At 64.5% G+C, this 21,994-nt stretch carries 19 protein-coding genes and 1 pseudogene; 9 read left to right on the top strand and 11 right to left on the bottom strand.

Features of this window, described 5'->3' with window-relative positions; translation table 11 throughout:
• Positions 1–103: 103 nt before the first annotated feature.
• Positions 104–649 carry a flavin reductase family protein gene (locus C2138_RS11280; RefSeq protein ID WP_108517913.1) on the top strand — a complete coding sequence of 182 codons (546 nt, stop codon included), beginning with the start codon at positions 104–106 and terminating at the stop codon, positions 647–649.
• A gap of 35 nt (positions 650–684) precedes the next feature.
• On the opposite strand, the gene C2138_RS11275 is transcribed toward C2138_RS11280, so the two are convergent.
• A complete protein-coding gene (locus tag C2138_RS11275) occupies positions 685–1,854 on the bottom strand; it encodes a zinc-dependent alcohol dehydrogenase (RefSeq protein WP_108517911.1) in 1,170 nt (389 codons plus the stop codon).
• A gap of 626 nt (positions 1,855–2,480) precedes the next feature.
• On the opposite strand from C2138_RS11275, the gene C2138_RS11270 reads away from it, so the two are divergent.
• From C2138_RS11270 to C2138_RS11255, 4 genes are all read left to right on the top strand, one after another.
• Entirely contained in the window at positions 2,481–3,527 is a 1,047-nt protein-coding gene (locus C2138_RS11270) for an iron-containing redox enzyme family protein (RefSeq protein ID WP_108517909.1), read from the top strand.
• A gap of 122 nt (positions 3,528–3,649) precedes the next feature.
• Positions 3,650–4,561, top strand: a complete 912-nt coding sequence (locus C2138_RS11265) for a glycosyltransferase family 2 protein (protein WP_199286538.1) — start codon at positions 3,650–3,652, stop codon at positions 4,559–4,561.
• Complete coding sequence (locus tag C2138_RS11260; protein WP_332894461.1) at positions 4,515–4,694, top strand: CDGSH iron-sulfur domain-containing protein; 180 nt, start codon at positions 4,515–4,517, stop codon at positions 4,692–4,694. Before C2138_RS11265 ends, C2138_RS11260 begins: the two co-directional genes overlap by 47 nt.
• A 125-nt stretch (positions 4,695–4,819) precedes the next feature.
• Positions 4,820–5,158, top strand: coding sequence for a hypothetical protein (locus C2138_RS11255; protein WP_108517905.1), 339 nt, complete (start codon positions 4,820–4,822; stop codon positions 5,156–5,158).
• Positions 5,159–5,178: 20 nt separating this feature from the next.
• Here the strand turns inward: C2138_RS11255 and C2138_RS11250 are convergent, their stop codons facing one another.
• The 4 genes from C2138_RS11250 to C2138_RS11235 are packed head-to-tail and all read right to left on the bottom strand — an operon-like array spanning position 5,179 to position 8,292.
• A complete protein-coding gene (locus tag C2138_RS11250; RefSeq protein ID WP_199220425.1) occupies positions 5,179–5,562 on the bottom strand; it encodes a DUF7882 family protein in 384 nt (127 codons plus the stop codon).
• A 23-nt stretch (positions 5,563–5,585) separates the two neighbouring features.
• On the bottom strand, positions 5,586–6,833 hold the full coding sequence (locus tag C2138_RS11245; protein ID WP_108517903.1) for an MFS transporter: 1,248 nt from the start codon (positions 6,831–6,833) through the stop codon (positions 5,586–5,588).
• Positions 6,823–7,218: an ArsR/SmtB family transcription factor gene (locus C2138_RS11240; RefSeq protein ID WP_108517901.1), complete on the bottom strand. Its 396-nt coding sequence runs from the start codon at positions 7,216–7,218 to the stop codon at positions 6,823–6,825. The genes C2138_RS11245 and C2138_RS11240 overlap by 11 nt, the downstream gene beginning before the upstream one ends.
• Before the next feature lie 15 nt (positions 7,219–7,233).
• Positions 7,234–8,292: a magnesium and cobalt transport protein CorA gene (locus tag C2138_RS11235; protein WP_108517899.1), complete on the bottom strand. Its 1,059-nt coding sequence runs from the start codon at positions 8,290–8,292 to the stop codon at positions 7,234–7,236.
• A 239-nt stretch (positions 8,293–8,531) separates the two neighbouring features.
• Here C2138_RS11235 and C2138_RS11230 point away from each other — a divergent pair, with 239 nt between their 5' ends.
• Both C2138_RS11230 and C2138_RS11225 read left to right on the top strand, forming a co-directional pair.
• A complete protein-coding gene (locus tag C2138_RS11230) occupies positions 8,532–10,052 on the top strand; it encodes a glycosyltransferase family 39 protein (protein WP_108517897.1) in 1,521 nt (506 codons plus the stop codon).
• Complete coding sequence (locus C2138_RS11225; RefSeq protein ID WP_108517895.1) at positions 10,049–10,804, top strand: polyprenol monophosphomannose synthase; 756 nt, start codon at positions 10,049–10,051, stop codon at positions 10,802–10,804. Before C2138_RS11230 ends, C2138_RS11225 begins: the two co-directional genes overlap by 4 nt.
• Before the next feature lie 121 nt (positions 10,805–10,925).
• On the opposite strand, the gene C2138_RS11220 is transcribed toward C2138_RS11225, so the two are convergent.
• Entirely contained in the window at positions 10,926–11,918 is a 993-nt protein-coding gene (locus C2138_RS11220) for a sigma-70 family RNA polymerase sigma factor (protein WP_233245492.1), read from the bottom strand.
• A 130-nt stretch (positions 11,919–12,048) separates the two neighbouring features.
• Here C2138_RS11220 and C2138_RS11215 point away from each other — a divergent pair, with 130 nt between their 5' ends.
• Positions 12,049–12,627 (top strand): TetR/AcrR family transcriptional regulator, encoded by a 579-nt coding sequence (locus C2138_RS11215; protein WP_108517891.1) that lies wholly within the window; start codon positions 12,049–12,051, stop codon positions 12,625–12,627.
• A gap of 66 nt (positions 12,628–12,693) precedes the next feature.
• On the opposite strand, the gene C2138_RS11210 is transcribed toward C2138_RS11215, so the two are convergent.
• The 3 genes and pseudogenes from C2138_RS11210 to C2138_RS11200 form a co-directional block, all read right to left on the bottom strand.
• The gene (locus tag C2138_RS11210; protein ID WP_108517889.1) at positions 12,694–13,470 is read right to left on the bottom strand and encodes a hypothetical protein; all 777 of its coding nucleotides are present in this window, start codon (positions 13,468–13,470) and stop codon (positions 12,694–12,696) included.
• A gap of 189 nt (positions 13,471–13,659) precedes the next feature.
• A complete protein-coding gene (locus C2138_RS11205) occupies positions 13,660–14,433 on the bottom strand; it encodes a DNA-formamidopyrimidine glycosylase family protein (protein WP_108517887.1) in 774 nt (257 codons plus the stop codon).
• Positions 14,426–19,047 (bottom strand): annotated as a pseudogene (locus C2138_RS11200) (ATP-dependent helicase). Before C2138_RS11200 ends, C2138_RS11205 begins: the two are co-directional and overlap by 8 nt.
• Before the next feature lie 87 nt (positions 19,048–19,134).
• Here C2138_RS11200 and C2138_RS11195 point away from each other — a divergent pair.
• Positions 19,135–19,680: an NUDIX hydrolase family protein gene (locus C2138_RS11195; RefSeq protein ID WP_108517885.1), complete on the top strand. Its 546-nt coding sequence runs from the start codon at positions 19,135–19,137 to the stop codon at positions 19,678–19,680.
• Positions 19,681–19,699: 19 nt separating this feature from the next.
• On the opposite strand, the gene C2138_RS11190 is transcribed toward C2138_RS11195, so the two are convergent.
• Together C2138_RS11190 and C2138_RS11185 are read right to left on the bottom strand one after the other, a co-directional pair.
• A complete protein-coding gene (locus C2138_RS11190; protein WP_108517883.1) occupies positions 19,700–20,203 on the bottom strand; it encodes a GNAT family N-acetyltransferase in 504 nt (167 codons plus the stop codon).
• Between the two features lie 204 nt (positions 20,204–20,407).
• Positions 20,408–21,940 carry a DEAD/DEAH box helicase gene (locus C2138_RS11185; protein WP_108519090.1) on the bottom strand — a complete coding sequence of 511 codons (1,533 nt, stop codon included), beginning with the start codon at positions 21,938–21,940 and terminating at the stop codon, positions 20,408–20,410.
• Between the last annotated feature and the right edge of the window lie 54 nt (positions 21,941–21,994).

Genomic DNA, 21,994 nt, shown 5'->3' with positions numbered 1-21,994 from the left:
GTGAGTAACTGAGCCTTCGCCAGAACGTAACCCCGCGCGCTTGTCTGCCCGTTGGGAGTGCGTGCAGGCTAGTGACACAGCCCCTTTGAGCATTGGAATTGTCATGGAAAAGACGCTCCACCCCTTGGCCGCTCGCGGCGAGTTTTCTCCCCTCGACTTTCGGGCAACCCTGGGGCACTTTGCTTCGGGAATCACGATCGTTTCTGGAATGCACGAGGGAGAGCCGGTTGGCATGACATGCCAGTCGTTCTTTAGTCAGTCGATTGACCCGCCCCTCGTGTCGTTTTCTGTGATGGAAACGTCGACCACATATCCCAAGCTCCGCGCGGCCGGTCGATTCTGCGTCAACGTACTGTCGGAATCCCAGCAGCACGTCTCCGCGCAGTTCGGGCGCAGCTCGGGTGACAAGTGGGCCGGCATCCAGTGGAGGGCCACTATGGGAGGCAACCCCGTGATCAATGACACCGTCATGTGGGTTGATTGCGAGCTCGAAGACGAACTCGTGGCAGGCGACCACATCATCGTTGTCGCACGCGTAGTCGAGATGAGCCCCATGGAGCACACCGCTCGCGAGCCGCTGGTGTTCTTTCGTGGTGCCTACCGTCGTCTTGCCGAGAGCTTTGATAACCGGGCCAGCCTGCAGGCCTAAGGCTGTTGCCCCCCCACTAAACGGTGACTGTGCGCTCAGGGGCGAAATAGTGCCCGAACGCACCCATCCTCTTTGTTCTTGAACATCTCGTAGCCGCGCGGGGATTGTTCCAGCGACATCTGGTGCGTCACCAGGTGGTCCGTGGAGATCTGGCCGCGAGAGATCCGTTCGAGAAGCATCGGTATGAATTTGTGCCCGTTCTGCTGGCCGGATCTCATGGTGAGACCTTTGTTCATGACGGCACCGAGGGGGAACTTGTCGACGAACCCGCCGAAGACCCCGAGAACGTAGACGGTGCCACCCTTGCGGGCCGCGATGATCGCCTCTCGCACCGCCTGCGGCCGGTCGGTTTGGGCGCGCACGGCCTGTTTAATCTTGTCGTAGGTCTGGATGAGGCCAGCCGTGTGGGCTTCCATGCCCACCGCCTCGATCGCGACATCTGGTCCCCGGCCACCGGTGAGTTCCCGCAATCGCGCCTGGAGGTCGCCTCCCGAGAAATCGAGAGTCTCAGCGCCAATGAACCGAGTGACCTGGTCGAGGCGCTCCGGCAATCGGTCGATCACGATTACCCGTTCGGCTCCGAGAAGAATCGCTGATCGTGCGGCCATCTGGCCGACCCCGCCGGCACCCCACACGGCCACAACGTCCCCGGGCTTGACGCCGCCGTCGAACGCGCCCTGCCACCCGGTCGGTACGGCGTCGGAGGCGAAGACTGCCTGCTGATCGGTGACCTCGTCGGGGATGGTGAACGCCCCGATGTCGCCGAACGGCACCCGAACGTACTGGGCGTGTGATCCTGCGTAGGCTCCCGTGAGGGCACTGTACCCGAAGCATCCGCCGCTCGATGTTCCGAACATTCCCTCTCCGATTCCCGGGTTGGGATTGGTGTTGTCGCACAGCGACCACAGGCCTTGGCTGCACGGCCAGCACAGGCCGCACGCGATGAACGAACAGACCACGACGCGCTCGCCGATCTGCCGCTGGCGCACCGCAGAGCCGATGTCGACGACCTCACCAACAAACTCGTGGCCGAGAATATCGCCCGACCGCATGAACGGCACGTACCCGGCGAGAAGGTGAAGGTCGGAGCCGCACGTCACTGTAGCGGTGACTTTGACGATGATGTCATGCGGGTTCAGGATGCTCGGGTCGTCGACTGTTTCGACTCCCAGTTTGTTGGGCCCCTGCCAGCACAGTGCTCTCATGACACTCCCTTCGACTTGGCTTTAGAGGAGACAAGGTCGGTGATGAATCCGGTGGGCGTTGCCGAGCGAGACCCCTCCGGCTGGCCCTCGGTTGTGGCGATCTCTCCGGCCTCAATGAGCTGTTTGGCGTTTCGCAGAGCCCTGCGCAGCGCGCCAACGCGATCGCTCCGGTGCTGCGTCCGGTCGGAGCCGGGCGCCCAGCGCGCCGACAGTTCGGTGCCCCTGCCCCCGGTGCTTCCACGGCACGCACCTCGATGGCGGCGCCAAGTTCAGCGAGCGGCACGGGGAGTCCGCCCCCCGGCAGGATTTCTTCCCGAGAGCGATAGATCGAAACCGTGCGCCATCGGGTGTCATCTTCTTCTTGGTGTGCAGCCGCTGTGCGCGCCGACCGCGCAGCGAGAGTCGCGCCCGCCGCAGCGGCCGCCCCGATCACTATCCAACGAAAACGTGGCATGGCTCAACGTTAGGAAAGCGGGGTACGGCATATAAGGGGTTGAACTGTGAGAACGGGCCGAGTATGTGGCGGACCTCATAGCGACCCTTGGGCAAAATTCAACCCCTAATAAGCGGGAGCAAATCGTGGTCAACTGACCGTGAAACAGCGAAATTCGCCGAAAGGTATCCCGATGAGCACCACCCAAGCGTGGCCAATGAAGCTTGCGAAAAACGTTCCTACCCCCCGGGGCCCCCTGTCGGAATCGTTGATTCTGTTGCTCTCTGCGCAGGAGACTGACAGCTCGGTCGTCACGGAAACCGCATACACCACCCTCGCGATGGCAGAGGAAATAGCCACCGATGGTGACATCCAGCTCACCCTGTTCCTTCTTTATTCGCTCCACTACGGGCCGGGGGAGTGGGTCACCGGTGACTGGGAGTGGAACCCCGGGCTCATCAGCATCAGGTCGCGCATTGAAAGCCGTTTTGAGAGGGAACTGCGAGATCGCGTGCAGATGCCCAAGACTCTGCCGACAGCCGAAGAGCTGCCGGAGCTTCTGTTCACAATGGCCGGGGCGGAACAGGGCCCCAGCCTCGCGAGATGGATGGCCAAGAATGCCACTCTCGAACAGGCGCGAGAGTTTTTGGTGCAGCGCTCGATTTACACGCTGAGGGAGGCAGACCCGCACTCGTGGGCGATCCCCCGGCTCCAGGGCCGGGCCAAGGCGGCTCTCGTCGAGATTCAGTCCGACGAGTATGGGGGAGGGCGCCCGCAGCGGATGCACTCGGCGCTCTTTGCCCGCACTATGGAGGGCCTGGGGCTCGAAACTCGCTATGGGTTCTACGTCGATGTCGTGCCGCCCATCACCTTGGCCTCGCTCAACATGATGTCGATGTTTGGTCTCAACCGCCGCTTGCGAGGGGCGACTGCCGGCCACTTGGCGGCATTCGAGATGACCTCGTCGATCCCCAATGCGCAGTATGCCCGCGCGTTCCGCCGTCTCGGCTTCGGAGACGAGGTGAGACGCTACTTCGACGAACATGTCGAAGCGGATGCGGTTCACGAGCAGATCGCAGCCCGCGACCTCGCTGGATCGCTGGCGGAGGATGAACCTGAGACTCTTGAGGACATCGTGTTCGGGGCGGCGGCGTGCCTCTACGTCGATGGCCTTGTTGCCCTGCACCTCTATGCGAGCTGGAATGCCGGACGAACATCTCTCCTGCGGGCATTGGAGTGACAAATAGTGTTCCGATAGGTCGAATACCGGTTGACTATGTGCTTCCCCTGCGATGGCCAGCCCGTCGCGATTTCAGTGAGCTTGCTCGTTACCTTCAGTGGCTGGCTCACCACGCTGATGTGATGGTGGTCGATGGCTCGCCAGAAGAGGTCAGGCAAGCTCATCGCGCGGGCCTCGCTAGTCCCGTTCGGGTGATCGAGCCGGACATGTCGCTCGGGCTGAATGGAAAAGCGGCGGCGGTGCTCTCGGCAGTTCCCTTTCTACGCAACGACAGTGTGGTCATTGCCGATGACGATGTGCGGTATTCACTCGACTGCCTCGAGCAGGTGGCGCAAAGGCTGCGCGCCGCCGATATCGTGCGACCCCAAAACTATTTCGCGCCTCTGGTGTGGCACGCACGGTGGGACACGGCGCGGTCCCTGCTCAATCGCTCGCTCGCTTCTGACTACCCGGGGACCCTCGGCATACGCCGCGCACGTCTCGAGCAGGGCTATGGAGGCGACGTGCTGTTCGAGAATCTGGAGCTTATCCGCACGGTTCTCGCGCGGGGTGGTGAGGAGGATAGGGCGGATGACATTTTCGTAGAGCGCCGCCCGCCCACGGCCCGCGCCTTTTGGGCTCAGCGGGTGCGCCAGGCCTACGACAGCTTCGCTCAACCCGGCAGGCTCGTCGCTGAGCTTGCGATCGTGCCAGCGGTGTTGCTCATGTGTCGCCGGCCTGTAGCCCTCGGTGTTGCAGGAGTCGCCGCTATCGCGGTGGCGGAGCGCGGTCGCCGCCGTAACGGCGGGGGCGCTGTCTTCGCTCCGACTGCGGCGCTCTGGGCACCCGTCTGGCTCGCCGAGAGGGGGCTCTGCTCCTGGGCAGCGGTCGTCATGCGGCTTCGGGGTGGACCCGCTTATCACGGCCAGAGATTGAAGAAAGCTGCTAATTCTCGGCGGGCGCTCCACGCCGCCGTCATCAAGGAGGAACAAATTGAACGAACCGTCAGTGACAATAACGCCGTGCCCGAACGGGCCGCTGCTGGTGCGCGGTGACTTCTCCATCGAAAACCTCGATACCGAGGGTACCGACCGGCGAACCGTAGCGTTGTGCCGCTGCGGCATGTCGGCGATTAAACCCTTCTGCGATGGAACTCACAAGCTCGTCGATTTTCGAACGATCTCATAAGGAGAGCCCTCTGCACCTGGTGCCCCGCTGAGTCAAGCCCCTGATATGTCGCCCGCGCGCGAGCAGAATGGATGGAGGGGCTTGGTTATGCCGGGCCCGGGCTAGCGCTCATAAGGAGGCACGCTGTGAAACACCTGAGCTTTGGAGAGAAGTCGCTATTCATCGGCGACGAAGCTGCTGATGCACTAACGAACTACGCGGCGCTTCTGGCCGATCGTGGGCGTGCGGACACGGTCGTTCTCAACGCCATTGGGCCAGACGGCCACACTGTGGAGGCGACCTTCGTGCTGAACGAAGGCGCATCGCTCATGACCGAGACGGCTGACGAAGGCTTTAAAGAGCCAGAGAACTCCGATGTTGTGGAGTATATGAACACTCGGGCGCTCGGTCTCCTCCAGGGGGAGCGAGGTGAGCCTCTCAATGAGGAGGACGCCGTCGACTTCCAGCGATTCGCCGAAGGATAAGTGGCTCACTCGAGGGTCCACTACTTCTGGGGGTCTGCCTTTGCGTGATGGCTGCCGTCGCTACGGCGCATCGTGGTCGCGGTGGCGATTTCTCCGGTCGGAGGGTTTTCTGCGCTGCCCTCACGCATCACCAGGAGTCCACGCGAGCTATTCGCCGAAAGCAAGAGCTGATCGATCCACTCCTGGTTGATCGTGGGGTTGCGGCTGCCCGCGAACCGAAAGAACAGGTTCTGGCTGGGGTGAATCCAGATCGCGCTGTGCCCGCTCCCTGTCTCGAGCGAGTCTCTCCACGACATGAGAAAGCTCTCGCCCCGTCGAATCTTTTGCACAATCACGATCTGAAGGTGTGCCAGCAAGCGATCATCAAATTCCACCACTAGGCCGTCGTATTGAAGTGTTCCCATTAGATCCTCCTCGTCAGCCGGTTCTATTGTGCGACGGTTAACTCTGTTTCGGCAGTGCTCACATTGGCTCGCTGGCCGAGTTGGGCGGGCCATGAGGTGAACGCAACCACGCACCCTGCGGCAGCCACGCCCGCCATGAGGGCGGCCGCGATGGGGAAGCCGAAATATGTGTTCGCTGCCCCGACGAGCGGGTAGGTCAGCAGAAAACAAGCGTGGGTGAGCGAGAACTGTGCGACAAAAACACTGGGGCGAATCGACTCATCGCAGAAGCGTCGAATGAGCCGGGCCGATGGCGTCAAGATCATCGAGGTGGCCGCGCCCAGCGCCAGCCAGAGCATGAGGAACGCCAGCCAAGACGTCGGGGCAACGGCCGAAACAGTCGCTATTGCGACAAGCGTCATCGGCACAGCAACGCCGCCTGCCAGAAAGACCGTGCGGTCGGATGCTGCGCGCACAATGCGGGGCGCGCTCAGTGCTACCGCTGCCGAGCCAATGCCGTAAGCGGCGAAGAGCAGCGCGACATCCTCTGGCGGGCGCGCGAGGACACCCTGAACCAGCACCACGGTCGTGACGACGACGAGTGAGGTGCCCGCGGCGACAACAAGATTGAGCGTCAGCAGTGCCCTCAGCTGAGGGGTGCGCCACATGATTCGCGCACCACCGGTAAGGCGCTCGACAAATTGCATCGTCGGCGTGCTGATCGCAGGGATCGACGTGGTCGCTACGAGCCCTGCTGAAGCGACAAAACCGACCACGGTGCCGATGAACAGCGAGCTATGCGACGTGGCGGTCAACAGAAGCGCCGCAATCGCCGGGCTGGCAATCGACTCGAGGTCGTAGGCAAGTCGCGAGAGAGAAAGCGCTTGGGTGTAGTGCTTCTCGTTGGGCAGAATCTGGGGAATGATCGCCTGGTAGGCGGGCGTGAAAGTTGCCGAGGCGAGCTGGAGAAACAGAATCAGCACGTAGATCTGCCACACCTCGGTCACTGCGGGCAAAAGGCATGCCACTGCGGCCCGTGAACAGTCCGCACTCACGAGCAGGGTCTTCCGCGGCACGCGCGCCGTCAGCGCTGCAACGAGCGGCGCTCCGGCCACATATGCCACCATCTTGATCGCCAGCGCCGTGCCCAAGATGAGAGCAGCATCCCCGCCAGTCAGATCGAACGCGAGCAGCCCGAGCGCCACGGTGAGAAGCCCTGTGCCAAGCAGTGCCACAATCTGAGCGGCAAAGAGCTTGGCGAATCGCCCCTCGCGCAGGATTTCAGCGATCATGGCCGGCGGGCCGCGCCCCCGCGCTCGCGGAGTGAACGCTAGGGGCTGCGCCTCTGTGGTGCGCCGGGACAGCGTCAACGGAGTGCTCGGCCTGCAGGATCGCCTCGATTACCAACGTGCTCACATGCTCGTTGGCCAGCCGGTAGAAGACGCGGGTGCCGTCTTGTCTCGTCGTGACGATGCGGGATAGGCGGAGTTTTGCCAAGTGTTGCGACACGGCGGGAGGGGCTTTGTCGATGAGGTTCGCGATGCTGTTGACCGAGAGTTCACCGCCCCGAAGCGCCAGGATGATGCGGATGCGGGTGGCGTCGGCGAGCATCGAGAAAATCTCGGCGGCAATCGCGACGGAGTCGTCGGTGGCCTCTATCTGCTTATCTGCATCCATACGCAGATAGTAGCGCTATAGCCAGTGCCGCCGCTTGAAGATCACGTAGAGAGCGGCGCCCATCGCTACCATTCCCGCTACCGCCAGCGGGTAGCCCCACGGCCAATCGAGCTCCGGCATGTAGGTGAAGTTCATCCCGTAAACGGTGCCGATCAGCGTGGGTGCAAAGAGAATGGCCGCCCACGACGAAATCTTCTTGACCTCCTCGCTCTGAGCGAGGGAATGCTCGCTGAGTTTTCGGGTCTCCTCGTTTTGCTCGAGGCTCGCCTGGGAGAGCAGGCGCATTTCATCGTTCTGGCGTTGGGTAGTGAGGGTGGAATGCACCGTCAGCGCGTTCTGCAGAAGCGCTCGATAGGCCGCCGACTTGTCGACGATCGCCAACACGTGGTCGAGCACGTCGCGAAGCGATCGCTGCAGCTCCACGTTGACCTTGTACTTCTCAGAGCCGCGTTCAAGCGACTCGAGCATGGGCACGAGAGGTTGCACTGCGCGCTGAAAATCGATGACCTCGCTGATGAGTGAATAGATTCGGCGCGAGACCTCGGAATCACCATCGAAGAGCTGGTCTTCGATTTCGTCTATGTCGTTCTCAAGTCCAGCGATCACGGGGGCATACTCGTCGACAACCTCGTCCAAGATCGCATAGAGCACGGCCTCAGGGCCGAGGGAGAGCAGCTCGGGGCTCGCCTCCATCCGGTGACGCACCGCCACGAGGTTGGGCGACTCAGCATGGCGAATCGTCACAACGAATCCTGGGCCGATAAAGATGTGCAGCTCACCGAATTCCACGGTCTCGTCGGCGTCGATATAGCGAGCTGGCCGCAGCACCACGAAAAGGGTGTCGCCATAGCGCTCGAGCTTCGACCTCTGGTGCCCCTTGAGCGCGTCTTCAACCGAGAGCTTATGCAGCCCGAACTCGTTTGCCACCGAGTGGATCTCATGCGGTTCTGGCCGGTATAGACCAATCCAAGCCATCCCGCCGAGATCCCGCATCACCTCGTACGTCTCGTCCAGGTTGCTGGGCGTTGCCGCCCGAACCCCGTCAACGTATACAGCGTTGTCGACCAGCGTCATCGTGAACTCCTCGCGCCATGCCGCCCGCGAGTGTCCGCAGGCCCGAGGCGAGGCTACCGCGAGCCGTCGTCGCGAAGCTGGTGCCTCTCTGGTCGCGCAACAAGAACTCTCAGGGTTCTGTGCCCTCGCACCCATGGTCGGCCCAGCCCAGGCGCGCACTATGACCCGAAACACACAACACACAACACACAACACGCAGCAACCGCACAAGCCGCGACCGACGCGGAGACGAGGTGGCAATGTCGGGAACAGCGCTGATCGGCCAGTCTGAGGCTGCGTTCGCGACGGCGTCCACCCGGCGGGGGCGAAACACTCGGTCGGCAGCGCTGGTGGGGCTCGGTGCTGCGGCCATCTCGATGACGGGCTCCGGCATCCCGTCGTATTGGGGCGATGAGGCAGCGAGCGTGATCTCGGCCGACCGGCCGCTCCCCACCCTCTTGGCTGAGCTCGGCACGGTCGACGCGGTGCACGGTGCCTATTACCTCTTTCTTCACTATTGGATCGCTCTCGTCGGCACATCGGAGTTTGCGGTGCGTCTCCCCAGCGCGATCGCCATAGGTCTGGGCGCAGCGGGCGTCGTCGTGCTCGCTCGACGCCTCTCGGGCAGCGGCAGGTTCGCCGTGGCATCCGGGCTCATTTTTGCGATCCTGCCCCTGGTAACGCGAATGGGCTCCGAGGCCAGGTCCTATGCCTTCGGAATCGCCGCTGCAGTCTGGCTCGCGGCAGCCTTCGTGCGGCTGGTGCGCAGCCGCGAAACCCGAATCTGGCCTTGGATGCTGCTCGGCGCTGGCGGCGCAGCATCCACCTATGTGTTTCTCTATCTCGTGCTTCTCATTCCCGTTTTTGGGGTCGGGATGCTTGCGCTGCGACCGGCGCGGGCGATCGTTATGAGATGGCTGGCCTCGGCCGGCGTTGCGATCGTGCTGGCTGCGCCCGTCATGATCGCGGCCGTCTCGCAGCGCCAACAGGTGGAGTTTCTCGCCCGCCGTGACTACGCCACCGTGGAGTCGGTCCTGGTAACGCAATGGTTCGGCTCGGGCTGGTTCGCGGTTCTTGCCTGGGCACTCATCGCCGCCGCGGTCGCCGGTGCTGTGATGCGCAGAGAGTCGCGGCCCCGCCTTGCTTTTCTGCTGGCCTGGCTAGTGATCCCCACTGCGGCAGTCATGGCGGCGAACTTCGCGATCACACCGCTCTACAACCCGCGCTATCTCTCCTTCTGCACCCCTGCTGTGGCGATTCTGATGGCCGAAGGAGTTCGGGTGCTGGCCGGTCTTGCGCGAGGGCGCTCGGCGCGCCGGCTCGTGGCGACTGCGGCCGCGGTCGCCCTCGTGGTGACGGCGCTGCCCGGCTATGTGGAGCAGCGCAGCCCCTTCTCGCGCGACGAGGGCAGCGATCTTCGCGAAGCCGCAGCTATCGTGGCTGAGCACGCGTCGCCGGGAGACGCGATCGTGTTCGATGAGTCGGTGCGACCCTCGCGCAAGCCGCGGCTCGCCATTGACCTCTATCCGGAGCAGTTTGCGGGGCTTCATGATGTCGCCCTCGTAACCCCCGCGCGTGAACGCGACACGATCTGGGCGGAGGTCGCCCCCCTCAGAGGTCTTGGTGTCGACCTGCGCGATCACCAAACCGTGTGGGCGCTCCAGCTTGCCGGCAGCTCCTCTACCGATATGTCCACTCTCGAAACACTCGGCTTTAGGCTCGTGCAGGCCATCCCGGTCAATCGCACGGTGCTCTATGAATTCACGCGGGAGGCACCATGAGCGGGGTTGTGATCGTCGTTCCCACCTACAACGAGCTGCCCAATCTGGCCGGATTGGTGGATGACCTGCATCGACACGTTCCCTCCGCAGAAATCCTGATCGTCGACGACGACTCGCCCGACGGAACGGGGCAGGCGGCAGAACTCCGATCGGCCAGCGACGGGCGGCTCCACGTGTTGCATCGAGCGACCAAAGACGGGCTGGGAGCGGCCTACCGCGCGGGGTTTGCGTGGGCCTTGGCTGAGGGCTACGACACGGTCGTGCAGATGGACGCCGACGGTTCGCACCGGGCGGCCGATGTGCCGGTGTTACTGCGGGCTCTCGAGACTGCGGATGTTGTGCTCGGCTCGCGATGGGTTCCCGGCGGTTCCGTCGTGGGGTGGCCCCGTGCGCGCCAGCTTCTCTCTCGTGGCGGTAGCGTTTTCGCCCGGGCATGCCTGCCCGTTACGTCTGCCGATGTGACCGGCGGATTCCGCGCATTCCGCAGGGAGGCGCTAGAGCGAATCGAGCCGCGTACGGTGATGAGCCGCGGCTACTGCTTTCAAATCGAGATGCTGTGGCGGGCGAACACCAGCGGGTGTCGAGTGCGTGAAGTCCCCATCGAGTTTGCCGAGCGACAGGAAGGCAAATCCAAGATGTCGAGCTCGATCGTCTTCGAGGCAATGGCCAGGGTGGCCTGGTGGGGCATCACGCAAAGCCCCAAGCGTCTATCGCGCCCGGCCCGGCAGCCGACGGGGCGCATCCGGGCTTAGTGCCGAGCGCGGGCCACACGACAAACGGCCCTGCTGGCATCCCAGTGCGTCCCACCACGGGCACATCTGGGCGGCCAACGGGCCGTTCGTACGTGAGGACCTAGCAGTCCTGGTGTCAGTCCTAGCTGTCGGAAAGCGCGCCGCGGAACTCGCGTGCGCGAAGCGCGCGCAGGGCACGCTGCTCAAGCTGGCGAACCCGCTCGCGTGAGATGCCGAACACCTCGCCCACTTGGTCGAACGTCATAGGTGCGCATCCATCGAGGCCAAAGCGCAGCTTGAGAACCTTGGCGTCGCGCTCCGGCAGTGTCTGGATGCACTTGTGCAGCAGCTCGTTGCGGATGCCGGCGCTCACGACGTCGATGACGGGCGCGTGCTGGTCATCCTCGATGAGGTCGCCGAGCACGGTGTCCTGCTCTTCGCCGACGGGCGTGTGAATGCTCACGGGCTCGCGGTCGGCATCCAGATAGATGCGCACCTTGTCCGGCGTAAACCCGGTCTCGGCTGAGAGCTCTTCGACGGTGGGGCGGCGGCCGAGTTCGGTCTCGAGCTCGCGGTACAGCTTGCGAACGGCAACGACCTTCTCTGCTGCATGCACGGGGATTCGGATCAGACGCGACGAATCGGCGAGGCACCGGCTAATCGACTGGCGAATCCACCAGGTGGCGTAGGTCGAGAACTTGTAGCCCTTTGCGAAGTCGAACTTCTTCACGGCGCGGTCGAGGCCGAGGTTGCCCTCCTGAATCAGGTCCATGAAGGGAACGCCGTGGCCGACGTAGTTCTTGGCAACGCTCACGACCAGGCGCAGGTTGGCGCGCACGAACTGGCGGTAGGCGGCTTCGCCTTCATTGACGAGCTGCTGCAACTCGCGAACGAGCTTGGCTGGGCCGGTTGTGGTTTCGAGTCGCTCGCGGGCGATCACGCCAACCTCGATGCGGCGAGCCAGCTCGGGCTCTTCTTCTGCGGCCAGCAGGGGGATCACAGAGATCCCCTGCAAGTAGTCCCGTACCGCGTCTTCTGAAACTCGGGCTTCGCGAGGAGCCTTGCTCCGGTCAGTGCTGCGCGGCGCCTGCCGTGGTGTCGAGGGGGCAGGGGTGGTGGGAGCGGTGATGGTCACGGTTGTTTCCCTCATTCTCTCGTTTATTGGCGCCGTCTCGGGATGACCGATCTGTGCGAATGGAACGCTCTGTCTGTACCCATTTAGGGGGTAGAGTATGCGTTCTGTCAAGCGCTAAGATTGGAGGGCGATGACTGAGCCAATCAAACAGGGAGCCCGAGAGCGCATCCTGGACGCTGCGTACGACCTTTTCTCTCACCGAGGCATTCGCGACGTCAGTGTCGACGAAATAATCACCAAGTCCAAGGTCGCCATCGCCACGTTTTATCGCCATTTCAGCTCAAAAGACGAGCTCGCTCAGGCTTTTCTCAATCGCCGCGAACAGGTGTGGACGTCAGAGTTGATCGTGGCCGAAGTCGCCAGCCGCAGCGACTCCCCTCGCGCACAGTTGCTCGGCATCTTTGACGTCTTCGACGAGTGGTTCCACCGTGATGACTTCGAGGGGGACTCGTTCGTTAAGGTGCTTCTCGAGATGGGACCGGAGCATCCGCTAGGTCAATCAAGCATCGTGCACCTCAATCACGTTAGGCGCATGATCAGGGGCTTAGCCGAGCGTGCGGGGCTCACTGATCTGGACGACTTTGCGCTCTCGCTGCACATCCTCATGAAGGGATCGATCGTCACGGCCGCGATGGGCGATCTCGATTCCGCGCAGCAGGCCCGGGTGATGGCGGAACGCCTGATCGTGGATCACACTCCCGCTGACTAGCGGTTAACTAATGAACCGCCCCCGAAGAGTCGGAGGCGGTTCATTAGTTGGCGATGCGCGATCTGCCTAGACGTCAGACATTTCGGGGCCTTCATCGGCGCTGCCGCGCTCGGCAAGGGCCGCGGCTCGCTCCGCAAAGCGGCGCTGCACATCGGCCTGCGCGTGCGCGATGACGGCGGGGTCGAGAGGGGGACTGGTGTGCTCCGTCGTTCCGTGGTGCTTGGCGATGAAGGCGTCGAGTTCAGGGCCGGACTCCCACGACGTGATGAGGCAGTAGCGGTTCTCGGGGCCCGGGTGCCACACGGCGTGCCAGAACCGCTGGGTGTCGACGATCACCTGAGCACCAGCCGGCAGCGGGATGCGGATCTCAGTGTCGGGGTCGAAGCGCTCTTCGCGCAGCACGAGGCACGAGTCGGCATCGTCGGAGAGGTTGAAGAACCCGCGCACGATCCAACCGGAGCCGTCGGGGTTGAGGCGGTTGTTGTCGTCCTGGTGAAGGTTGTAGAGAGTCTCTTCGTAGCTGTTGGGCTTGAGCTCGATCACACGGCACCGGCCGACATTTGCGCCGGGCTCCTGTGCCCTAGCGGTAAGTCGCGGAGCTTTCGCCACCTGCGACTCGATCCAGACGCCGTCTTTGTCGGTACGAGGGGGCTGGTGGTTCCAGAAGCCGTTGACCTCGATCTCGCCGTTGGCGCTCGCGAGGGGGGCGAACTGGGTGTCTCCAGAAGACTTCCAGTCGACATACTCCAGGTCGAGCCATTCCTTCGGATCCTGCGCCTGGTCGTACCTGTCGAGGATGACGAATCCGGTCTCCTCCAGAGCCGCCGACTTGATGTAGCTCATTCGAAAATGTGCCCTTCAGATATGTGGCTAGCACGTTTTGCCTAGCCAGACTTAGGCCACCCTAACACCCAGGAGCCACACATCTCGGTCGTCAACACGCCCCCCAGAGGCCTGCGGAAGCTGCTTGCGCGGAGGATGCTGCGGCTGCGGTCGACAGGGAATCTGAGCCTGCTGTGAACGAAGGAGCCGCTAGTTCTGGCAGTGAGGGCACCAATACCCGTGGCGCTCGAACTCGCCAGCGCCACCGATTAACCCGTCGTTGATGAGCGTTCCGCACCGCAAACAAGGCTTGCCTTCGCGGCCATAGACCCACGTGGTGTCGCCACGGGTGCGACCGGTTGTGGTTCTGGGTCGCAGCTTGTTGGCGTCGAGCAGGCGGTGAGCGAGCGCGACCATCTTTTCGGGATGCTCGACCTCGCCGACCGGTCTGGTGGGCAGCACGCCGCGCAGATAGCACAGCTCGTTCATATATATGTTGCCGATGCCGGCCAGATTGTGTTGGTCGAGCAGAGCCATCGACACCATCCGGTCGGGGCGAGCCAGCAGCCGCCGCACGGCTTCGTCGGCATCCCAATCAGCGCCGAGCAGATCGGGCCCGAGCCGCGCCGACGCGGCAGCTTCACCCTGGGCGTCGAGCACCTCGAGTGTGCCGAGATCGAACCCCACAGCGACATCGGTCTCCGTTTCGAGCACGATGCGAGCCTGGTAGGCGGGGCGCTTCCAGCGGGTTCCATGTTTGTACACGTGCCACGACCCCTCCATCTTGAGATGGCTGTGGATCGTCGCATCGCCCAGGTGCATGAACAGGTGCTTGCCTCGCGAGATAACGTCCGCGATCATCCGCCCGCTCAGATCGACCGTCGCATAGCGGGGAACGCGGATATCGCTGCGGGTCAGCAGCTGGCCCGCCAACACCCGATTGAGGGTATGGGCGGTCTGATAGACGGTGTCGCCCTCAGGCACGCAGCCTCAACCCCTGCGGCGTCACGGTGAATCCGGATGCCTCGAGGGCGCGCCCGAGGGGGGTGCCGATCACAAACTGGCCGTCGACCCGCTCCACCTTGAGCGCCTTCAGGTGGCCTCGCACCGTGCTTGCCAGACTCTCAGCCGCCGACGCGATAGCCGCACCATCCGTCTCGGAATCCACAAAGGTGAGCACGGTCTTTCCTCCGCGCTCAACGTAAAGCGCAAGCGCGCCATCGACCAGCACGACCAGCGCACCGGCCTTGCGCCCCGGCCGGTGCGTTCCCTCGCCGGTGGGCCAGGGAAGCGCGGCGCCGTAGGGGTTCGCGGGGTCCGTGGCGGCCAGAGTGACGGCGGTGAGCGGTGGTGCGGCATCGGGATCCAGCAGATACGTCCGGAGCCGGTCAACGGTCGGACCCGTGGCGAATTGCGCGGCGCCCAGGCCTTGAATGAAGTAGCCGCGGCGTGCCCGCCCGCTCTCCTCAAAGCCGCCGAGCACACGGTAGACGGTCGAGAAGCCGCCGCGAACCCCTTCGGAGGCCACTGCACCTTTGGTGACGACCCCGTAGCGTTCGAGCAGCGATTCCGCCGTTGCGACACCGAGCAGGGTCGGCTGAGGTGCCGCGAGCCTGGGCAGCAGGGACCAGCGACCTGCCACGCTCGGGGGCCAGTGCGCGACGGCATCGCCATCCGGGTGCGCCCCCGGAATGATCTGCCTCGTGCTGCGGGGCGGCGTGCAGGCCCACCCAGATATGCGCGCAGCGGTGCAAGGGTGTCGTTAGTCACGATTCCCGCCCACACCAGGTCCCACAGTGCGGGGGTCAGGGCCGAGTCATCGAGGCTGCCGATCGCATCCGAAAGCTGGCGATAGAAATAGGCGCCGCCACTCGCGAGGACTTCGAGGATGCTGCGGTGCAGCTCTGTCTCGTCGAATGGTCGCGGCTCTGTCGGCAGCGTAAAGGGTGCGGACTCCGCCGTGTGCAGGCTCACCCAACCATCCGAGTCGCCGAGCGATCCGGCGCCCGACCAGAGCACCTCGCCCGATGCGGTGAGTTCGTCGAGCATGGCGGGGGAGTAGTCCGTGACGCGAAGGGGCAGCACGAGGTTCTCGATAGTCGACGCGGGGATCGCGACCCCCGCCAACTGGTCGACAACTTCAAGCACGCCGTCGATGCCGCGCAATCGAGTGCCGCCTGCGCCGGTGACGTGCTGCCAGGCGGGCAGAAATCGCCCGTAGGTTGCCGCATCCACCGGCTCGACCTCGTGGCGCAGCGCCGCAAGCGATCGGCTGCGCAGCCGCCGCAGCACCTCCATGTCGACCCACTCGCTGCCGCTTGCACCAGGGCGAAACTCGCCCTCGACCACCCGCCTCTGCGATTCGAGCCGCTGCAGGGCGTCGGCAACCACCGCGGGGCCCAGGTCGTATCGGCTGGCTGCCTCACCGGTCGTGAACGGCCCGTGGGTGCGGGCATAGCGGCTGACGAGGTCGCCGACCGGGTCGGCGACGGGTTCGAGAAATGCGTGCGGGATGCCGAAAGGCAACGGTGTGCCCAGCGCGTCGCGCAGCCGCGATGCATCCTCGGCGACCGCCCAGCGTCGATCTCCCGCGATCGTGACTGCAATAACCCGGTTGGCCCGCGCCAGGTCGAGCAGCAGCTGTTCGGCGCGGGACTCGGCGGATGCGCGTTCAGCCTCCGCCTCGGCCACCAGGCCAGCCAACCCACCAACAACGCGCTCGCCGATTTCGGCGAGCGACAACGGGCCGAGAAACCGCAGCAGGTCTACGACCCCCTCGATGTCTTTCACCTGCCGGTCGGGAGCCAGCCGCTGCAGTTCGCGCTCTGTCATCTCAATCACGTCGGGGTCGAGAAGCTCCCGGAGCTCTGCCCTGCCCAAAAGCTCGGCGAGCAGCGTCGAGTCAAGCGAGAGGGCAGCGGCGCGGCGCTCCGCCAGCGGAGAATCGCCCTCGTACATAAAGGCGGCAACGTAGCCGAACAGCAGCGATCGCGCGAACGGCGACGGAACATCCGTCTCCGCCTCGACCAGGCGCACGGTGCGGTCGGCGAGCCGCCGTGTCAGCTCTGTGAGGGCGGGGAGGTCGTAGACATCCTGCAGCACCTCGCGCACGGTTTCGAGCACGATGGGAAATGTCGGGTATTTGGATGCGACGGCCAGCAACTGCGACGCCTTCTGCCTCTGCTGCCACAGCGGAGAGCGACGCCCGGGGCTATACCGGGGCAGCAGCAGCGCCCTGGCGGAATTTTCGCGAAAACGCGAGGCGAAGAGGGCCGACCCGCCCACCTCTTTGGTCACGATGTCGGCGAGCTCGTCGGACTCGAAGGCAAACAGTTCGGCCCCCGGCGGCTCGGCATCCGTGTCGGGAATCCGCACGACAATGCCGTCGTCCGCCGCCATCGCTGCACCGTCAATCTCCATGCGGTCCCGGATGCGGGCGCTCACCGCGAGTGCCCACGGCGCGTGCACCTGCATTCCGTAGGGCGAGTGCAACACGACGCGCCAGTCGCCCAGCTCGTCGCGGAACCGCTCGACCACGAGCGTGCGGTCGCTGGGCACGTGAACGGTCGAAGCCTTCTGCTCCTCCACAAACGCCAGCAGATTGGTCACCGCCCGGGAGTCGAGCCCGGCCAGAGAAAGCCGCTCGCGCAGCGCCGTTTCGTGCCCGGCCGACAGCTCGCGGGCGAACTCGCCTATGGCTTGACCCAGCTCGGCTGGCCGGCCGATGCCGTCGCCCTTCCAGAACGGAACACGACCCGGTTGGCCGAATGCCGGGGTCACGACAACGCGGTCGTGGGTGATCTCCTCGATGCGCCAGCTCGTCGCCCCCAGCGCGAAGATATCGCCGACGCGTGACTCGTAGACCATCTCTTCGTCAAGTTCGCCAACCCGCCGCCCGCCCTGGGCGTCGCTCTCGCCGCCCACCATAAACACCCCAAAGAGCCCGCGGTCGGGGATCGTGCCGCCCGAGGTCACTGCGAGTCGTTGCGCGCCGCGCCGGCCCACGATGGTTCCCTCCACGCGGTCCCAGATGATGCGGGGTCGCAGCTCCGCGAACTCGTCCGATGGATACCGCCCGCTGAGCAGATCGAGGGTCGCGTCGAATGCGCTCCGGGGCAGCGTCGCAAAGGGCGCGCTTCGGCGAACGGTATCGAACCACTCGTCGACGCCGAGCGCTTCGAGCGCTACGGCGGCCACGGTCTGCTGGGCGAGGATGTCGAGCGGATTCTGCGGAACGGCCAGCTTCTCAATGAGACCGGCCGACATCCGCTCGGTTGCCACCGTGGTGTGCAGCAGGTCGGCGCGATGCTTGGGAAACAGAATGCCCTTGCTGATGTCGCCGACGTTGTGACCGGCCCGGCCAATGCGCTGCAGGCCGCTCGCCACCGAGGGCGGCGACTCGACCTGAATCACCAGATCGACGGCGCCCATGTCGATGCCGAGCTCAAGCGACGACGTGGCAACAACGCAGCGTAGGCGACCGGATTTGAGATCGTCCTCGATCATCGCCCTTCGCTCTTTGGAGACGGAGCCGTGGTGTGCCATCGCCAGTAACGGCTCAGCCCCCGAGGTGGATCCGGATGCCCCCATCAGCTGGGCGGGTGGGAGGGCAGCGGCATCGGAGGCGTCGCCGAGCCCCATCCGCTCCTCGTTGATCTCGTTGAACCGTGCGGTCAGCCGCTCGGCGAGCCGCCGAGAGTTGGCGAACACGATCGTTGATCGGTGCTCCAGAATGCGGTCGACGATCTCCTCTTCGACGTGCGGCCAGATGGAGCCCTGAGCGGCGGATGCTGCTGCCGAGCCTTCCTGCGGGGCAACCGTGCCCAGCTCTGTCATGTCCTCAACCGGCACGCTCACGCTCAGGTCAAAGGTCTTCTCGGCGGGGGGAGCCACGATCGTTGTGGCCGCCGCGCCGCCCAAGAAACGGGCGACCTCGTCGAGCGGGCGCACGGTCGCCGAAAGCCCCACCCGCTGGGCTGGCCGGTCGAGCAGAAGATCGAGCCGCTCAAGCGAGACCGCGAGGTGCGCACCCCGCTTGGTCGAGGCGACAGCGTGGATCTCGTCGATGATCACCGTTTCGACCGTGCGCAGGGTCTCTCGCGCAGCAGACGTGAGCATCAAGTACAAGGACTCGGGAGTCGTGATGAGAATGTCCGGTGGAGTCTTCTGCAGCATCCGCCGTTCTGCGGGTGTGGTGTCGCCCGACCGCACTCCAACGCGCACCTGCGGCGTCGTTTCGCCGCGGCGGGCCGCTGTCTGCGTTATTCCGACGAGGGGGGAGCGCAGATTGCGTTCGACGTCGACTCCGAGCGCCTTGAGCGGCGAGATATACAGAACGCGAGTGCCAGGAGGCTGCGTGCCAGTGGCAGATTCTGCCGAACCCGCAGCGTTCTCGAGGCCGCTGGCCGCCGCGAGGTTGTCGATCGCCCACAGAAAAGCCGCGAGGGTCTTTCCCGAACCCGTCGGCGCCACGACGAGGGCATGCTTTCCCCCAGCAATCGCCTCCCACGCCCCCGCCTGCACGGCGGTGGGTGCGGCGAATGCACCCCTGAACCATTCCCGTGTCACCGGGCTGAATAGGTCAAGGGGGTCGCGCATCCATCCATCCTGTCCCAGACGCCTGACAGTCGTGTTGCGGGTTCGTTCTTACCGGAGGTGCAGGTCTCTGGTGCAAGACTATGGAGCATGAGCGCAACTGGAACCCCCGATCCCGGCAACGCGTGGCTCTCCGATGTCGAGCTTCTCGAGATTCGCCGGCGCATGCCCATTCTTTATGTGGAGGCGGTCCCCGTGCGGCTCGACCCGCTGGGGCTCGTCAGCGAGGTCGGGGTGCTGTTGCGGGCATCCGTCACGGGAGAAATGGGCCGCACTATCGTCTCGGGCCGGGTCATGTACGGCGAGACGGTGAGGGAGGCGTTGTTCCGCCACCTAGAGAAGGACCTCGGGCCAATGGCCTTTCCCCAGTTGCCGGCGAGCCCCGTGCCGTTCTCGGTGGCCGAGTACTTTCCTATGCCCGGCATCAGCCCGTTCACCGACGACCGCCAGCACGCCGTGTCGCTGGCCTATGTCGTTCCCGTCACGGGAACCTGCGAGCCGCGGCAAGATGCGCTCGAGATCACCTGGATGTCTCCGGAGGAGGCGGCTAGCGCCACGGTCGGGTTAGAGATGGACGGCGGCCGCGGTCTGCTGCTGCGCCAGGCACTTGCCTCGGTGGGAGTGCTCCCGGCCTAGGCTGTCGCTCCCTGCATCCCTAGCGAACGTAGCGAACCTCAACGAGGTCTTCACCCAAAAACGGGTGAACCTCTTCTGCACCGTCGAGCACCATGCCGTTGCGCTCGTAGAACCGGTGCGCGCGCGGGCTGTCTTTGGCCACCCACAGGTACCCGGGGAGGTCGCCGCAGGCCGCGTCAAACAGTTTCTGCCCGATGCCGGTGCCCTGATACTGGGCGAGCAGGTAGATGAAGTACAGCTCGCGGTCCCGGGGCGGGTTCTCGTCGCGGGCGGGGCCTGAGCCCACGAACCCCACGATTTCGCCGTCGAGGAGAGCCGCGAACTGGTTGTATTCCTCGCCGCGCGTGGCCATGCGTGACCACAGTTCAGCCATGCGTCGGGGGGAGAGGTTTTCGAGCGATGCCTTGCTGATCAACTTGTCATACGTCTCGTGCCAACACTGGGCATGGACTCGACCAAGGTCTTCGACATCGCTGTCACGGATCGGGCGGATAAGGACTTCGGCAACGTCACTGGTGCTCATGTGTCGAGCCTAAGTCGACTACGCCTCGATGCGAAATCGAGCCCCGGTGAAGGCACAGCAAACTGTCATCCTCGACCACGCGTCGGCGATGGCTCTCCCTGCCCGTCCCCGAAACCACGCTGAGGGGCGCCATATTCGTGTTCCGGATGCTCCGGAAGCCAAATATGACGCCCCTCAGTGAAGTGGAGTGGCGAAGCGGGCTACTTAGCCCTGCGCGCGACGTCCGGCGCGGCGCTGGCCGCCAGCGGGAGTGGCCGCCCCCGGTGACGACGTGCTGTAGCTGGTGGTTCCGCCCTGGCGGGTGCGGGGGGCGTGCGAGCCCTGTCCGCCCTGTGAGGCTCCGCGACGGGCCTGCCCGCTGCGGGCAGAATCCGAGGATGCGGCGGGGCGGCCCGAGCGGGTCGAGTCGCTTCCGGTGGCAGACGCGGGGCGTCCTGAGCGGTCGCGACGCGGCTGGCCTGAGCCGGCTCCGTCACGGGCAGCGCGCTTGCGCTGAGCGTTAGCGCCCTGCGAGCTACCGCCGCCGCGAGGCTGCTCCTGCTTGGGGGACGGCTTCACATAGGCGGCGACCTGGCCGACAAGGGCGTTAACCGATGCGGAGTCTGCCGTCACGCGCTCGGGCTGAACTTCGATGGCGGCCTTGCGCAGAAGCGCCAGGGTGTCCTTCTTCTGCGTCGGCAGCATCAGGGTCACAACGTCGCCAGTCGAGCCAGCACGTGCCGTGCGGCCACTGCGGTGCAGGTACGCCTTGTGCTCGGCGGGCGGGTCAACGTGGATTACGAGCTCGATGTTGTCGACGTGCACGCCGCGGGCTGCGACATCCGTTGCGACCAGAACCTTGGCGGTTCCTTCGCTGAAGGCGGCAAGGTTGCGGTCACGCTGCGGTTGCGAGAGGTTTCCGTGCAGATCCACTGCGGGGATGCCCGACTCGGTCAGCTGCTTGGCAAGCTTCTTGGCGTGGTGCTTGGTGCGCATAAAGAGGATGCGGCGGCCGGTGCCCGACGCGAGCTTCTCAATGAGAACCTTCTTGGCGTCGACGCCGTCGACCTCGAAGAGGTGGTGAGTCATGTCGGCGACGTGCGAAGTGGCCTCGTCGACGGAATGCAGAACCTCGTTGTGCAAGAAGCGCTTGACCAGCTTGTCAACGCCGTTGTCGAGCGTGGCGCTAAAGAGCAGGCGCTGGCCGTTTTGGGGCGTCTTGTCGAGGATGCGGGTCACGACGGGCAAGAAGCCGAGGTCGGCCATGTGGTCGGCCTCATCGAGCACGGTGATCTCAATGGCGTCGAGGGTTGCGAAGCCCTGCTTCATGAGGTCTTCGAGGCGGCCGGGGCAGGCGACGACGATGTCGACACCCGCCTTGAGTGCGGCAACCTGGCGCTGCTGCGAGACGCCACCGAAGATCGTGGTGACCTTGAGGCCATAAGCGTCGGCGAGCGGCTCGATCACATTGGTGATCTGGGTTGCGAGCTCGCGGGTGGGGGCGAGTACGAGGCCGAGCGGGCGGCCGCTGCGACGCTTGCCACCGGCGAGGGCGCCGCCGAGGCGGGCAACCATGGGAATGGAGAAGGCGAGGGTCTTGCCAGAGCCGGTCTTGCCGCGACCGAGAACGTCACGGCCGTTGAGGGTATCCGGCAGGGTGTCGACCTGGATGGGGAAGGCGCTGGTCTTGCCGTTTGCTTCAAGCACGGAGACGAGGGCCGACGGCACGCCAAGCGCGCCGAATGTGGTTTCAGTCAAGGTGGTTCTTTCTTTGCAGTCCCTGGGCACAAGGGCGCGCAGCGCCGTAGAAAC

This window comes from Salinibacterium hongtaonis (genome assembly GCF_003065485.1).
GTDB classification, from domain to species: Bacteria; Actinomycetota; Actinomycetes; order Actinomycetales; family Microbacteriaceae; genus Homoserinimonas; species Homoserinimonas hongtaonis.
This window is presented reverse-complemented; position numbering and strand designations above follow the sequence as displayed.

Bases quoted from the DNA above. Each gene is read 5' to 3' on its own strand.
- C2138_RS11195 (WP_108517885.1), top strand. From the start codon at position 19,135: ATGAGCGCAACTGGAACCCCCGATCCCGGCAACGCGTGGCTCTCCGAT.
- C2138_RS11270 (WP_108517909.1), top strand. From the start codon at position 2,481: ATGAGCACCACCCAAGCGTGGCCAATGAAGCTTGCGAAAAACGTTCCT.
- C2138_RS11235 (WP_108517899.1), bottom strand. From the start codon at position 8,292: ATGACGCTGGTCGACAACGCTGTATACGTTGACGGGGTTCGGGCGGCA.
- C2138_RS11240 (WP_108517901.1), bottom strand. From the start codon at position 7,218: ATGGATGCAGATAAGCAGATAGAGGCCACCGACGACTCCGTCGCGATT.
- C2138_RS11250 (WP_199220425.1), bottom strand. From the start codon at position 5,562: ATGGGAACACTTCAATACGACGGCCTAGTGGTGGAATTTGATGATCGC.
- C2138_RS11245 (WP_108517903.1), bottom strand. From the start codon at position 6,833: ATGATCGCTGAAATCCTGCGCGAGGGGCGATTCGCCAAGCTCTTTGCC.
- C2138_RS11265 (WP_199286538.1), top strand. From the start codon at position 3,650: ATGGTGGTCGATGGCTCGCCAGAAGAGGTCAGGCAAGCTCATCGCGCG.
- C2138_RS11210 (WP_108517889.1), bottom strand. From the start codon at position 13,470: ATGAGCTACATCAAGTCGGCGGCTCTGGAGGAGACCGGATTCGTCATC.
- C2138_RS11215 (WP_108517891.1), top strand. From the start codon at position 12,049: ATGACTGAGCCAATCAAACAGGGAGCCCGAGAGCGCATCCTGGACGCT.
- C2138_RS11275 (WP_108517911.1), bottom strand. From the start codon at position 1,854: ATGAGAGCACTGTGCTGGCAGGGGCCCAACAAACTGGGAGTCGAAACA.
- C2138_RS11280 (WP_108517913.1), top strand. From the start codon at position 104: ATGGAAAAGACGCTCCACCCCTTGGCCGCTCGCGGCGAGTTTTCTCCC.
- C2138_RS11190 (WP_108517883.1), bottom strand. From the start codon at position 20,203: ATGAGCACCAGTGACGTTGCCGAAGTCCTTATCCGCCCGATCCGTGAC.
- C2138_RS11225 (WP_108517895.1), top strand. From the start codon at position 10,049: ATGAGCGGGGTTGTGATCGTCGTTCCCACCTACAACGAGCTGCCCAAT.
- C2138_RS11230 (WP_108517897.1), top strand. From the start codon at position 8,532: ATGTCGGGAACAGCGCTGATCGGCCAGTCTGAGGCTGCGTTCGCGACG.